Source organism: Geodermatophilus aquaeductus, from assembly GCF_900182545.1.
In the GTDB taxonomy this organism is placed as follows: domain Bacteria; phylum Actinomycetota; class Actinomycetes; order Mycobacteriales; family Geodermatophilaceae; genus Geodermatophilus; species Geodermatophilus aquaeductus.
This window is the reverse complement of record NZ_FXTJ01000016.1, coordinates 1-12,696: the sequence shown is the minus strand read 5'-3', so window position 1 is coordinate 12,696 and position 12,696 is coordinate 1. Positions and strand designations below refer to the sequence as shown.

General features: G+C 77.0%; 10 protein-coding genes and 2 pseudogenes. 7 read left to right on the top strand and 5 right to left on the bottom strand.

Annotation, left to right across the window (positions count from 1 at the left end):
* Positions 1 to 91 precede the first annotated feature (91 nt).
* Positions 92 to 1,684 (top strand): FAD-binding oxidoreductase, encoded by a 1,593-nt coding sequence (locus FN207_RS24025; protein ID WP_221888379.1) that lies wholly within the window; start codon positions 92 to 94, stop codon positions 1,682 to 1,684.
* Between the two features lie 12 nt (positions 1,685 to 1,696).
* On the opposite strand, the gene FN207_RS24020 is transcribed toward FN207_RS24025, so the two are convergent.
* Complete coding sequence (locus FN207_RS24020) at positions 1,697 to 2,494, bottom strand: hypothetical protein (protein ID WP_246066326.1); 798 nt, start codon at positions 2,492 to 2,494, stop codon at positions 1,697 to 1,699.
* A 151-nt stretch (positions 2,495 to 2,645) separates the two neighbouring features.
* Between FN207_RS24020 and FN207_RS24015 the strand changes: the two genes are divergently transcribed.
* A complete protein-coding gene (locus FN207_RS24015; protein WP_142460978.1) occupies positions 2,646 to 3,836 on the top strand; it encodes a cation:proton antiporter in 1,191 nt (396 codons plus the stop codon).
* A gap of 5 nt (positions 3,837 to 3,841) precedes the next feature.
* On the opposite strand, the gene FN207_RS24010 is transcribed toward FN207_RS24015, so the two are convergent.
* Positions 3,842 to 4,198: a DUF6223 family protein gene (locus FN207_RS24010; RefSeq protein ID WP_142460977.1), complete on the bottom strand. Its 357-nt coding sequence runs from the start codon at positions 4,196 to 4,198 to the stop codon at positions 3,842 to 3,844.
* A gap of 193 nt (positions 4,199 to 4,391) precedes the next feature.
* On the opposite strand from FN207_RS24010, the gene FN207_RS24005 reads away from it, so the two are divergent.
* The 3 genes and pseudogenes from FN207_RS24005 to FN207_RS23995 all read left to right on the top strand — a co-directional run.
* The gene (locus tag FN207_RS24005; protein WP_142460976.1) at positions 4,392 to 5,597 is read left to right on the top strand and encodes a sensor histidine kinase; all 1,206 of its coding nucleotides are present in this window, start codon (positions 4,392 to 4,394) and stop codon (positions 5,595 to 5,597) included.
* Complete coding sequence (locus FN207_RS24000; RefSeq protein WP_142460975.1) at positions 5,594 to 6,274, top strand: response regulator transcription factor; 681 nt, start codon at positions 5,594 to 5,596, stop codon at positions 6,272 to 6,274. The genes FN207_RS24005 and FN207_RS24000 overlap by 4 nt, the downstream gene beginning before the upstream one ends.
* A gap of 18 nt (positions 6,275 to 6,292) precedes the next feature.
* Positions 6,293 to 6,817, top strand: a pseudogene (locus FN207_RS23995) (GtrA family protein); the annotation flags it as partial.
* Positions 6,818 to 6,882: 65 nt separating this feature from the next.
* Here FN207_RS23995 and rox read toward each other — a convergent pair.
* Together rox and FN207_RS23985 are read right to left on the bottom strand one after the other, a co-directional pair.
* Positions 6,883 to 8,310, bottom strand: a complete 1,428-nt coding sequence (gene rox, locus FN207_RS23990; protein WP_246066325.1) for a rifampin monooxygenase — start codon at positions 8,308 to 8,310, stop codon at positions 6,883 to 6,885.
* Between the two features lie 85 nt (positions 8,311 to 8,395).
* On the bottom strand, positions 8,396 to 8,677 hold the full coding sequence (locus FN207_RS23985; protein WP_142460974.1) for a hypothetical protein: 282 nt from the start codon (positions 8,675 to 8,677) through the stop codon (positions 8,396 to 8,398).
* Between the two features lie 150 nt (positions 8,678 to 8,827).
* Here FN207_RS23985 and FN207_RS23980 point away from each other — a divergent pair, with 150 nt between their 5' ends.
* Positions 8,828 to 9,607 (top strand): enoyl-CoA hydratase-related protein, encoded by a 780-nt coding sequence (locus tag FN207_RS23980; RefSeq protein ID WP_142460973.1) that lies wholly within the window; start codon positions 8,828 to 8,830, stop codon positions 9,605 to 9,607.
* Between the two features lie 28 nt (positions 9,608 to 9,635).
* Here the strand turns inward: FN207_RS23980 and FN207_RS23975 are convergent, their stop codons facing one another.
* Complete coding sequence (locus FN207_RS23975) at positions 9,636 to 12,224, bottom strand: DUF4062 domain-containing protein (RefSeq protein ID WP_142460972.1); 2,589 nt, start codon at positions 12,222 to 12,224, stop codon at positions 9,636 to 9,638.
* A gap of 266 nt (positions 12,225 to 12,490) precedes the next feature.
* Between FN207_RS23975 and FN207_RS23970 the strand changes: the two are divergent.
* Positions 12,491 to 12,696 (top strand): annotated as a pseudogene (locus tag FN207_RS23970) (protocatechuate 3,4-dioxygenase subunit beta); the annotation flags it as partial.

Below are 12,696 nucleotides of genomic sequence, written 5' to 3'. Positions count from 1 at the left end.
CCGGCCGCCGGTGTTGGAGCGGGTTTGGAGCGGCCGGACGCAGGGTGGCGCGACCGCCGCCCCGCCGAGGGGCCGAGTCCAGGGGGAGCCCGTGACGAGCGTGCGCGAGACCAGCGAGGACCGCAGCGGACGGAGGGCGCGACGCGGGCTGTCCCGGCGCGGGTTCCTCGTCGGATCGGGGACGGCGGCCGCCGGCGTCGCGATGGGGGCGGTCGTCCCGGCGCCGGCGGCGGCGCACCCGCCGGGGTCTCCGGGCGGCGGCCCGGTCCCCGTGGCGGTGGTCGGCCGCACCGACCCGCGGTACCCGGCGCTCGTGACGGGGTTCAACCAGCGGTTCACCGGCACGCCCGCGGCGGTGGTCGTGGTGACCACCCAGGACCAGTGCCTGGCGGCGGTCCGCGACGCGGTCGCCGCGGGCCGGCGGATCACCGTGCGCGCCGGCGGCCACTGCTACGAGGGGTTCGTGACGGACAACCCCGACGGCGTGGTCCTCGACGTCTCGGGCATGCGCGCGGTCACCCAGGACGCCGACGGCGGCATCCGGATGGAGAGCGGGTGCACGAACTGGGACGTCTACGAACTCCTGTACAAGAGCCACGGCGTCACGCTGCCCGCCGGGTCCTGCTACTCGGTCGGCCTGGGCGGCCACGTCGTCGGCGGGGGCTACGGGCTGATGTCCCGCGAGCACGGTCTGACCGTCGACCACCTCGCCGCCGTCGACGTGGTCGTCGTCGACGCCGACCGGTCGGTGCGCCTCGTGACCGCCCGCCCGGGCGACCCGGACACCGGTGACCTCTTCTGGGCGCACACCGGCGGCGGGGGCGGCACCTTCGGCGTCATCACGGCCTACACGTTCCGCGACCTGCCGGCACCTCCGCCGGCCGTGCAGCTGGCCACCACCACGTGGCAGTGGGCGACCCTCGACGCGGCGTCCTTCGCCACCCTGCTGCGCAACTACGGCGGCTGGCTGGCCGCCAACAGCGCTCCCGACAGCCCCGGCTGCCGGCTGTTCGGCCTGCTCAAGCTCTCCCACGTCTCCGCCGGCACGGTCACGCTGCTCACCCAGGCCTCCGGCGAGGACCCCGAGCTGCTCGACGCCTTCCTCGGGGCGCTCGACGACGGCATGCCCGCCGCGGCGCTGCCCACCACCACGCGGCGCACGATGCCGTGGCTGCAGGCGACCCAGACGCTCAACGGCTCGGGTCCCAACCAGCGGGGCAAGTACAAGTCGGCGTACATGCGCCGGCCCTTCCCCGACCGGCACGTCGCCGCCCTCCACGCCGCGCTGACCGACGCCTCCTACAGCAATCCGCAGGCGCTGGTGCAGGTGGACACCTACGGCGGGCGGATCAACGCCGTCGCGCCCGGCGACACGGCGGTGTCGCAGCGCTCGTCGATCATGAAGCTGCAGTACCAGACCTACTGGACCGACCCGGCCGACGACGAGGTGAACCTGGACTGGATCCGCCGGTCCTACGCCTCGGTCTACGCCGACACCGGCGGGGAGCCGGCGCGCGACGACGTCACCGACGGCTGCTACGTCAACTACCCCGACGTCGACCTGCGGAACTGGCCCACCCTGTACTTCGGCCCGAACTACCGCCGCCTGCAGGAGGTCAAGGGGCGGTGGGACCCCACCGACCAGTTCCACCACGCCCAGTCGGTCCGCCCGCCCGGCCGCTGACCGGGGGCGCCGTCACGGGGCCGCGGCGGCCGGCACGCGGGGCGGGACGACGGCGAACAGGTCGACCAGCGCGTCCCAGCCGTTGCGCCGACCCGGCGGGAAGCGCCGCAACGAGCGGGCCGCGCGGGAGCCGCCGGCGGCATACCGGCGCCGGGCCCAGGGCGAGTGCGGCCGGGCCAGCCGCAGGGCGCCGACGACCGCCACCAGCGGGACGAACACGCCGACGACGCCGAGGACCACCCGGCCCTTGAGGATCGCGACGAGGGCGACGGCCAGGTTGACCAGCACGGTCAGCGCCACCACGCCCTCGCCGTCCGCCCGGTCGGCGTCGAAGGGGTTGGCGCCGACGAGCAGCAGCAGGCCGACCACCAGCGCCACGAGCACCGCGTCCACCGAGCTGCGGCCCTCGCGCGACCAGTACACGTCCTCCAGGTGCAGCCACAGCGCGAACTCGTCGAGGGTCAGCGCCGCGCCCGTCCCGAACAGCACGGCCAGCAGCGCCCCGGCCGCGCCGGCCGGGCGGTAGGCGAACTCGGCGGTGCCGGCGCCCAGCAGCAGGAAGATCCCGTACACCTCGTGGTGCAGGTGCACCCCGCCGACGCTGGCGTCCCGGAAGGGGCCCCGGCCGCTGCGGATGGCGTGCGTGACGAAGCGGGTCACGAGGAAGGCGACGAGGAAGCCGAGGACCAGCCACGCGACCAGCTCGCGCCGGCCGCTGAGCACCGGCAGCAGCTCCGGGTCGAGGTCCACGGGGTCGAGGTCCACGCCGTCGAGGTCCACGCCGTCGAGGTCCACGCCGTCGAGGTCCACGCCACCTCCCTGTCGTGACCGGGGAACGCGGGCATGGTCCCCCGGTGGCCGCGCGCGTGGGCAGCGCGCACGCGCGCCTTCCGCCCCGCTCCGCCGCCCGGGACGATCGGTCCCCGCCGCCGCGGCGGCACGCGCCCCGAGGGGAGGCCGGGTGGACGACGTCGTGTCGATCGACACCCTGGCCGCCGTCGCTGCCGTCTCGCTCGTCGCGGCGGTCGTCGTCGGGCTGTTCCCGCGCCTGCCGGTGCCCCAGGTGGTGCTGCTGCTCGCCGGCGGCATGCTGCTGGGCCCGCACGTGCTCGACGTCGGGGCGGCGCAGGACGTGCGGGTGCTCGCCGACGTCGGCCTCGGCTTCGTCTTCCTGCTGGCCGGCTACGAGCTCGACCTCCGCCTCTTCCGCGAGGACGCCGGCCGCCGCGCCGTCCTCGCCTGGTTCGTCTCGCTCGGCCTGGCCCTGGGCGTGGTGGGAGTGCTGGCCGGTACGGGCCTGGTGCGCGCCTTCCTGCCGGTGGCGCTCGGGCTGACCACCACCGCCCTGGGGACGCTGCTGCCGGTCCTGCGCGAGAAGGGCCTCCTGGGCGGCCGCCTCGGGCGGTACCTGCTGGCCACCGGCGGCGTCGGGGAGCTGTTCCCCGTCCTCGCCATCGCCGTGTTCCTGGGCACCGAGGGCCGGCTCACCGCCCTGCTGTCGCTGGCCGCGGTGGGCCTGCTGGCCCTCGTCCTCGACCTGCTGCGCCGCGGCGTCCGGGAGGGTGGCCGGCTCGCCAGGGTGGTCGCCGCGGGGCAGGACGAGACGGCGCAGATCACCCTGCGCGCCACGGTGCTGCTCCTGGTCGCGCTGATCGCGGTCACCGACCGGGTCCACCTCGACGCGGTGCTCGGCGCCTTCCTGGCCGGCGTCGTCCTGCGGCGGTGGGTCGGCGCGGCGGCGCCCCGGCTGGAGGCGAAGCTCGACGCGGTCGGCTACGGCTTCTTCGTCCCGGTCTTCTTCGTCGCCTCGGGCATGGCGCTGGACCTGGCCTCGATCGCCGAGGCGCCGCTGCGGCTGCTGCTGTTCTTCGGGCTGATGCTCGCCGTCCGCGGGGGGCCGGCCCTGCTGCTCTACCGCCGCGTGCTCCCGCCGCGGCAGCGCGTGCAGACCGCCCTGGTGAGCGCGACGGCGCTGCCCGTGCTGGTGGCGCTCGCGGAGATCGGCCTGCGCAGCGGCACGATGCTGCCGGAGAACGCCGCGGCGCTGGTCGGGGCGGGCGTGCTCACGGTGCTGCTCTTCCCCGCGCTGGTCGTCACCCTGGACCGGAGGCCGGCCGCGCCGGCTCCGGTCCCGACCGTCGAGGGCGGCTGAGCGGGCTACCGCGCGCCGGTCCCCACCCGGGCGGAGCGGCGGGAGCGGGCCAGGGCGGTCGCGCCGAGGACCGTGCCGGCCAGCCCGAGCACGACGGCGACGACGGCGCCGGCGAGGCCGTTGCCCGTGCCGAGGCCGCCCGCGGCGTTGAGGGCGTGCACCCCGCCGACGAGCGTGGCGGCCGGCCCGGCCACCACGGCGAGGAGGCCCGCCGTCCGGCCGGCGCGGGCGAGGGCCAGCCCGCCGGCGACCACGGCGACCAGCCCGACGACGGCGGCCGCGCTGGGGACGGCCCGCCCGGTGCCGAGCTCGTAGCCGGCGGCGAGGGACGAGGGGACGGCGAGCAGGTGCAGGACGGACACGGGGGCCTCCTGATGGGGTGGGACGGACACCGACGAGCGTCGCGTCGCGGGCACGCGGTCGTCGTCGGCCGGCGATCGGCCGTGCCTCCGCCCGCCGGCGCACTCCGGTCCGGCCGGACCGCGCCCGCTGACGTAGTCCCTCGCGCCGCCGAGCGGAGTCGGGACCGGCTCCGGGGCCCCTAGGCTCGCGGCCATGCAGGGCCGGGCCGCGCCGCTCCGCCTGCCCGCCTGGGCGCAGGACGTCCTGCTGGCGGCGTTCGTGACGGTCATGCAGGTCCAGGGCACGGTCTCCCGCGTCGACGCCGATCCTGCGCGGGTGCTGCGCCCGCTCGACGACCTCGGCTACCTCGGGTACGTCCTGCTGGTCGTCGGAGGCGCCGTCGTCGTGGTCCGCCGCCGCTGGCCGGTCCCGGTGTTCGCCGCCACCGCGCTCGCGAGCCTGCTCTACTACGCGCTCGACTTCCCCGACGGGCCCGGCTGGCTCGGGCTCTTCGTGGCGCTGTACACGGTCACCGCCCTCGGCGACGGGCGCCGGTCGCTGCTGGTCGCCGGCGGGGGGACGGCCGTGCTGGCCGCCGGCTGGCTCGTGTCCGGCGCCGACGTCGAGCCGCCGGCCGCGATCGGCTGGGTGTTCTTCCGCATCGGCGCCTCGGTGATGAGCGCCGCCCTGGGCGAGAGCGTCCGCTCCCGGCGGGAGATCGCCGCCGAGGCGCTGGCCCGGGCCGAGCTCGCCGAGCGGACGCGGGAGCAGGAGGCCCGCGCCCGGGTCGACGAGGAGCGGCTGCGGATCGCGCGCGAGGTCCACGACACCGTCGCGCACGCCCTCGCCGTCATCAGCGTGCAGTCCGGCGTCACCGCGCACGTGCTCGACCGCCGGCCCGACCGCGCGCGCGAGGCCCTGGAGGCGATCGCGCGGACGAGCTCGGAGGCACTGCAGGACATGCGGGCCGTGCTCGGGGTCCTGCGGGGTCCCGACGACGGTCGCGCCCCGCACCCCGGCCTCGGGCGGATCGGCGAGCTGACCGCGCGGGCGCGGGAGGCGGGGCTCGACGTCGACCTCGCGGCCGCCTCGCCGCCTCCGCCGGTGCCCGGCGCCGTCGGCGGGGCCGCCTACCGGATCCTGCAGGAGTCGCTGACCAACGTGATCCGGCACGTCGGGCCGACCCGGGTCACGGTCGCGCTGGAGGTCGCCGCCGGCATCCTGTGCGTCCGCGTCCGCGACGAGGGCCCGCGGGAGGGACGGCGCGCCGCCGCGGCCGGGACGGGCCAGGGGATCGCCGGGATGCGCGAGCGCTGCCGGCTCCTCGGTGGTGACCTCGACGCCGGCCCGCTGCCGGGCGGTGGGTTCGCCGTCACCGCGCGGCTGCCGTTGGTGCCGGCCGGGACGGGGAGCGCGTGACCGCGCCGGAGGACGGGAGCCCGATCCGGGTGCTGCTCGCCGACGACGAGCAGCTGGTGCGCTCGGGCCTCCGGCTGCTGCTCGAGACCGAGGACGGCATCGCCGTCGTGGGGGAGGCCGCCACCGGCGCGGAGGCCGTCGCCCGGGCCCGGGAGCTCCGCCCCGACGTCGTCCTCATGGACATCCGCATGCCCGGGACCGACGGCATCGAGGCCACCCGCCGGATCGCCGGCGACGACGGGCTGCGCGGGGTGCGGGTCCTCGTCCTGACCACCTACGACACCGACGCGCACGTGTTCGAGGGCCTGCAGGCCGGGGCCAGCGGGTTCCTGCTCAAGGACGCCGGCCCGGCCGAGCTGCTGCACGCCATCCGGGTGGTCGCCGCCGGCGAGGCGCTGCTCGCGCCGCGGATCACGCGTCGCCTCATCGCGCAGTTCACCGCCCGCCGGACGGCCGACGCGGCCGCCGCGCACCGGCTGGCCGTCCTCACCGAGCGGGAGCGGGAGGTCCTCGCGCTCGTCGGCCGGGGCATGACCAACGACGAGATCGGCGCCGCGCTGTTCCTCAGCCCGGCCACCGCCCGGACGCACGTCAGCCACGCCATGACCAAGCTGGGTGCCCGGGACCGCGCGCAGCTCGTCGTCGTCGCCTACCGGACGGGACTCGTCGCCCCGTAGGCGGCGGCCGCCCCGGCGATGACACCCCGCGGGTCAGGGCCCGGGCCAGGGTGTTCCCGGATGTGCCCACCCCGGCCCGGCCGGGAGCCTGGGCGCATGGCAGCGACGGTCCTGGACGCCGGACCCGCCCCGGCGACGGGCTCCGCGCCGCTGCCGCCGGTCCGGGGGGCCGGCCGGCTGGGCGGGGACTCCGCCCCGGCGCAGTTCGCCCGGTTCGTCCTCGTCGGCGGTTCGGCGAACCTGGTCTACGCCGGCGTCTTCCTCGTGCTGGCCGGACTCGGGACGCAGGCGGCCAACCTCGTCGGCGTGGTGGTGTCCACCGGCGTGGCCAACGAGCTGCACCGTCGCCTGACCTTCCGCGCAGGCGACCGGGTCGGCTGGCTGACCGCGCAGTGGGCCGGTGGCGGCCTGGCCGTCGTCGGGCTGGCCGTCTCGGGTCTCACGCTGGCCGTGCTGGAAGCGCAGACCGCCTCGGCGGGGCCGCTGGTCCCGGTGCTCGCGGTGTGGACGGTCAGCGGCGCCGTCGGGCTGGCCCGGTTCGTCGGCCTCCGGTGGGTCCTCGTCGTCCGCCCCGGGGCGGGACCGGCTCCCCGGACCCGAGGCCGGGCTCACCCGGCGGCGGCGCCGAACCACCGGGACAGCGACCCGAGCAGGTCCTGCTGGTCCTCCCCGACCCACGCCACGTGGCCGTCCGGCCGCAGCAGCGCCGCGGGCACGGCCGGCTCCTCGCCGACGTCGACGACGTGGTCGACCCGGTCGGCCCAGCCGGCCACCGACAGCCGCCCGGTCCGGTCCAGCAGGAGCCCGCGCCCCCGGTGCATCCGCGCGTAGAGGCGCCCGCGGCCCAGCGCCACGTCGCGCAGGCGCCGGCCGACGAGCGGGTGCCCGCCGCCGAGGTCGTAGCGGATCCCGATGCCGGTCGTCCGCTCGACCAGGAACCGGTGCACGTCGTCGAGGTCCATCAGGTCCGCGAGCAGCCGGCGCACCGCCCGGGGGCCCGGCTCGGTGGACAGGAGCTCGGCCTGCGCCCGGGTGGTGTCCAGCACCTCGGCGGCCACCGGGTGCCGTTCGGCGTGGTAGCTGTCCAGCAGTTCCTCCGGAGCCCAGCCGGCGACCTCGGCGGCCAGCTTCCAGCCCAGGTTGAACGCGTCCTGCACGCCCAGGTTCAGCCCCTGGCCGCCGACCGGCGGGTGGACGTGCGCGGCGTCGCCGGCCAGGAACACGCGACCGGTCCGGTACCGCTCGGCCAGCCGGGTGGCGTCCCCGAAGCGGGACAGCCAGCGAGGGGAGTGGACGCCGAGGTCGGTGCCCGCGACCACCCGGAGGCGGTGCGCGACCTCCTCGAGGGTCGGCGGGGTCGAGCGGTCCTCGGCCACCCCCTCGGCGGGCACGACGACGCGGTACAGGCCGCCGCCGGACGGGCCGACGCCGAATCCGCGCTGGGTCCGGCGGACCTCGGTCACCACGGCGGTCACCTCCTCCGGCGGTGCGGTGACCTCCACCTCGCCCGAGAGCCACTCGCGGGTGGCCGGCTCACCGGGGAAGCCGACCCCGAGGAGCCGGCGCACCGTGCTGCGGCCCCCGTCGCAGCCGACGACGTGGCGCGCGCGCACCCGCGTGCCGCCGGCGAGGTCGACGGTCACCCCGGAGTCGTCCTGGGCCAGCCCGACGACCGCGCGGCCGCGGCGGATCTCGACGCCGAGGCCGACCGCGTGCCCGGTCAGCAGGCGCTCGGTGGTGGGCTGCGGGATGCCGAGGACGTACGGGTGGGCGGTGTCCAGCCGGTCCGGCGCGGGCCTGCTGATGCCGGCGAAGCCCCCGATCGGGTGCTGCGTGCCCTCGGCGAGGAACCGGTCCAGCAGGCCCCGCTGGTCCAGGACCTCGATGCTGCGGGCGTGCAGCCCGAGGGCCCGGACGACCCGGGTCGGCTCGGCGTCCTGCTCCAGCACGAGCACGCGCACGCCGTGGAGGCGCACCTCGGCGGCCAGCATCACGCCGGTGGGACCAGCGCCCACGACGACCACGTCGGCGTCCACGGCCCCGTCCTCCCCGGTCAGCACCCCGGAGGAGCACTCTGCCGCACGTCCGGAGCCCGCCCGCCGAGGACGTGCCGCGCGCGCCTCAGAACGCGGCGACCGCCTCGGCCTTCACGGTGCCCGAGTCGTCGACCGTGACGTGCCAGACCCTGACGTCCTTGCCGCCGAGGCGGTCCTTCTCGTAGAAGACGACCTTGTCGTCCAGCCCGCGCCCGTGGCCGCGCACCAGGTGGTGCTCGTCCTTCAGGGCGATGGTGAACTCCGCGTCGTCGAGGAACGCGTCCAGCGTCGCCGGCGTGCCGTCGGCGACGGACGTGACGACGTAGGGGACGCCGGAGATCACGGTCTGCCTGATGTCACCGGTCATGGAGAGCCCTCGTCTCGGGTCGACTGTCCGACCGTGGTCGGGGGCGCCCAGACTGTCCCTGATCGCCTCCGCTGTCCACGGGCGCCTGGACAGCCGGGCCAGGATCATCGCCGGCGGGGTCGTCCCCCTGGGATCCGCGGAGGAGCCGCCATGACCACCGTCGAGTACGACCAGCGGGACGGCGTCGCGCGGATCACGCTGGCCGACGCGGAGCGGGGCAACCCCCTCACCCCGGCGATGGTCCAGGACCTGGGCCGCGCCGTACGGCGGGCCCGCGCCGACGACGTGCACGTCGTCGTCCTCTCCGCCGCGGGCCGCGCCTTCAGCGTCGGCGGGGACGTGTCCGCCTTCGCCGCCGCCGACGACGTGGAGCAGATGGTCGACGACATGGCCGAGTCGCTGCACCGCGTCGTCAGCGACCTGCACCGGATGGACGCGGTGGTGGTGTCCGTCGTGCGCGGCACCGCAGCCGGCGCCGGGGTGCCGCTGGCCGCGGCGGCCGACCTCGTGCTCGCGGCGGCGTCCGCGCGGTTCACCCTCGCCTACACCCGGATCGGCTTCTCGCCCGACGGCGGCAGCACGCTCCTGACGGCGTCGATCGGACTGCACCGGGCGCTGCACCTGGCGCTGCTCAACCCCGTCCTGTCAGCGGAGGAGGCGCGGGCCGCGGGGCTGGTCGCCCAGGTCCACCCGGACGACGAGCTCGACGCGGCGGTGGAGGACGTGGTCGCGGTGCTGCGGTCGGGTTCGCGGGCGGCGCAGGTGGCCGCCAAGCGCCTGCTGCGCGAGACCGCCACCCCTGCCGCGGAGACGGCGCTGCGTCGCGAGACCCTGTCGATCCGGGCCCGGGCCGCCGCTCCCGACGGCCGGGAGGGCGTGTCGGCGTTCCTCGGCAAGCGCCCGCCGAGGTTCCCCAGCAGCGCTCCCTGACGACGGCTCGGCGGGCACGGAGCCGTGCCTATCCCGCCGCGGCCGGTCGTGCGTCCGCCGGGGATCCGGGGGGAGCGGGCGGGCGCCACCGGTCGGTGAGCAGGTCCTCCAGCGGCCGGCGCGCCTCGGCCTCGATGCGGGCGGCGCTGTCCGCCGCGCCCAGCCGGTCGGCGAGTGCGGACCGGGTGCGCGCCCAGGCCGCCTGGTCGGTGGGGAAGACGGTCGCACCGACCGACCGGCGGATCCCCTCGGCCGCGCCGGCGAGGCGGGCTGCCCGCTCCGGTTGTCCTGCCGCCACGGCGACGGCGGCCAGCCCGTCCAGTGCGCGGGCGCTGGTCTCGCGGCTGTCGAGGGCCCGGCCCTGCTCCAGCGCGTCCCCGAGCACGCGGCCCGCCTCGTCCAGGTCCCCCTGCGCGGCGTGCGCGAGACCGAGGTTCACCAGCGCGTTGCCGAGGACGATCTCGGTCGGGACCGTCCGGGCGACCGCGACGCTCTCCTGGAGCACCGGCACCGCCTTCCCGGGCTCGTCCCGGAGGAGCAGCGCCGCGCCCAGGAACAGCAGCGCGAAGGCGAGGCCCCACCGGTCGTCGAGCCGACGCAGGTCCGCGACGGCGGCCTCGAGCATCGCCTGTCCTCCGGCGGGGTCGGAGGCCGCCACGAGCTGCCCGAGCGGGACCGCGGCCAGGGCGGCCGAGCGGCGGTCGCCGAGGGCGCGGTGCAGCTCGACCGCCGTCCGCAGGGCCGGGAGCGCCCGGTCGTGGTCGCCCTGCCCGAAGCTGAGCATCCCGAGCACCAGCGACGCGTGGGCGCGCTCGGCCTCCGTGATGCCCGTGCCGCGCGCCAGCACCTCCTCCATCCACCCGATCCCGGGGCGGAAGAGCCCGTGGACCCACCAGAACCGCCACAGCGCGAGCCCGAGATCGGTCGCCCCGTCCTCGGCACCGCGGTCGAGGAACGTCCGCATCGCCGCGTCGAGGTTCCTCGACTCGACGACGTACCGGTCCAGCGCGGAGGGGTCCGACCCGCCCGGCGTCGGCTGGATCGTGAGCGCGAACGCGCGGTAGAAGGCGGCGTGGGCCGCACGGACCCGATCGGCCTGGCCGCCGGCCTCCAACCGCTCCAGGGCGAACTCCCGGACGGTGTCCAGCAGGCTGAAGCGCGGGTCCCCGGAGTCCGGAGCCCCCACCCGCACCAGGCTCTCGTCCACCAGCGAGGCCACCGCGCCCAGCACGTCGGGCACCCGCTCGTCGCGGCACACCGCCTCCGCGGCGGGCAGGGTGAAGCCGCCGACGAAGACGGCCAGCCGGGCGAAGGCGACCCGGTCCCCGGCGTCGAGCAGGTCGTAGCTCCACTCCACCGTCCGGCGCAGGGTGCGCTGCCGTTCCGGCAGGTCGCGCGGTCCCTCGGCCAGCACGGTGAACCGGGAGTCCAGCCGGCGCAGCAGCTCGACCGGGTCGAGCAGCCGGACCCGGGCGGCCGCCAGCTCGATCGCCAGCGGGAGCCCGTCGAGCCGACGGCAGATCTCGGCGACCGCCCGCAGCTGCGGCACGTCCAGGGGGACGTCGGCCCGGACCGCCCGGGCGCGGTCGAGGAACAGCTGCACCGCCTCGGCCCGGGCCTGCACCTCGACCGGCTCCCCGGCTCCGCCCGTGCGCAGCGGGGGAACGGTGACCACGTGCTCGCCGGTCAGGTGGAGGACCTCCCGGCTGGTGGCGAGCACGGTGAGGTCCGCGGCGGCACCGAGCAGCTGCGTGACCAGCGGCGTCGCGCCGACGACCTGCTCCAGGTTGTCGAGGACCAGCAGCATCCGCCGCGGTGCCAGGAACGCGGCGAGGGCGTCCTGCGGCGACCGGCCACCCCCGCCCGGGAGGCCGAGAGCGGTCGCCACGGCGGACGGCACGAGGTCCGGCGAGCGCACCGTCTCCAGCGGTACGGCCGCGACGCCGTCCGGGAACGCCTCCTGCAGCCCGGCGGCGACCTGCAGCGCCAGGCGGGTCTTGCCGATGCCGCCGGGCCCGACGAGGGTCACCAGGCGCGTGGCGGGATCGGTCAGCAGCTCCCGCAGCTCCGCCACCTCACGCTGCCGGCCGACGAAGGAGCTCGTCGGGGCCGGCAGCCTCCACCGCGGAGCGGGCACACCGCCCGCCGTCGCCCCCGGGGTCGCGAACCGCTCGCTCACCAGCAGGGCGAGGTCGTCGGCGACCAGGGTGGCGAGCTCCTCGGCGGTCCCGAAGCTGCGGTAGGACAGCCCGTCGGACCCGATGCGGTCGATCATCGCCGCCAGCCTCGGCTCCCGGTCGGGTGCCGGCTCCTTCAGGTACACGAGCTTCGGCATGTCCTCCGCGGCGACGTACTCGTCCTCCAGCCCCGACAGCTCCTGCCCGGGAGCCACCCAGCCGTAGGACTGCCAGTAGACGCCCACGAACACGTCGCTCTGCCGCAGGTACGCGAGGTACAGCTCGCGCGGCGGGTGGGGCCGGGCGCCCAGCTCGAAGAGTACCGGCGTGAACCGCAGCCGCTCGACGGCGGCCTTCACCGCGCCGCGCTCGTCGGCCAGCTCCTGCATGGTGGAGCTGAGGAAGACCCGGAGCCGCTGGTCCGGGGTCCGGATGGGCACGGCGGGCCTCCCTCGGCGGGTCAGGCGCTCGGGGTCGCCGCCAGGGCCGCGACCCGTTCGACCGCACGTCGGCGCCCTCACCCTCGTCCGGGCGCGCGGAGATCGTGTGCCGGATGATGCTCCGGCCCGCCCGGGCGCGGCACCCCCGGGCTTCTCCCGCGGGAAGTGACCGACCGGAGGGCAGCGGCGTCCGGGGTGCGGCGTGCTTCCGTCCAGCGGGACCGCCGGCTTGGGGCGGGTCGCCGGGCGGCCGTAGCTTCGCGGGTATGACCGGGACCACTCCCGCGCCGGCCGTGCCGGGTCTGCACCTGCCGCGCTATCTGCGGGAGGAGGCCGCCGCCCGCACCCCGGTGGGGTTCGCCGAGTACCGCAGCACCGCGTTGCGGGCGCCGCTGCGCACGCCGGTGGACCTGCCGCACCGGCTGACGGAGGTGACCGGGCCGGTGCTGGGGGAGGACCGGGTGCTGCCCAC

Bases quoted from the DNA above. Each gene is read 5' to 3' on its own strand.
- FN207_RS24005 (WP_142460976.1), top strand. From the start codon at position 4,392: ATGCAGGGCCGGGCCGCGCCGCTCCGCCTGCCCGCCTGGGCGCAGGAC.
- FN207_RS23985 (WP_142460974.1), bottom strand. From the start codon at position 8,677: ATGACCGGTGACATCAGGCAGACCGTGATCTCCGGCGTCCCCTACGTC.
- FN207_RS23980 (WP_142460973.1), top strand. From the start codon at position 8,828: ATGACCACCGTCGAGTACGACCAGCGGGACGGCGTCGCGCGGATCACG.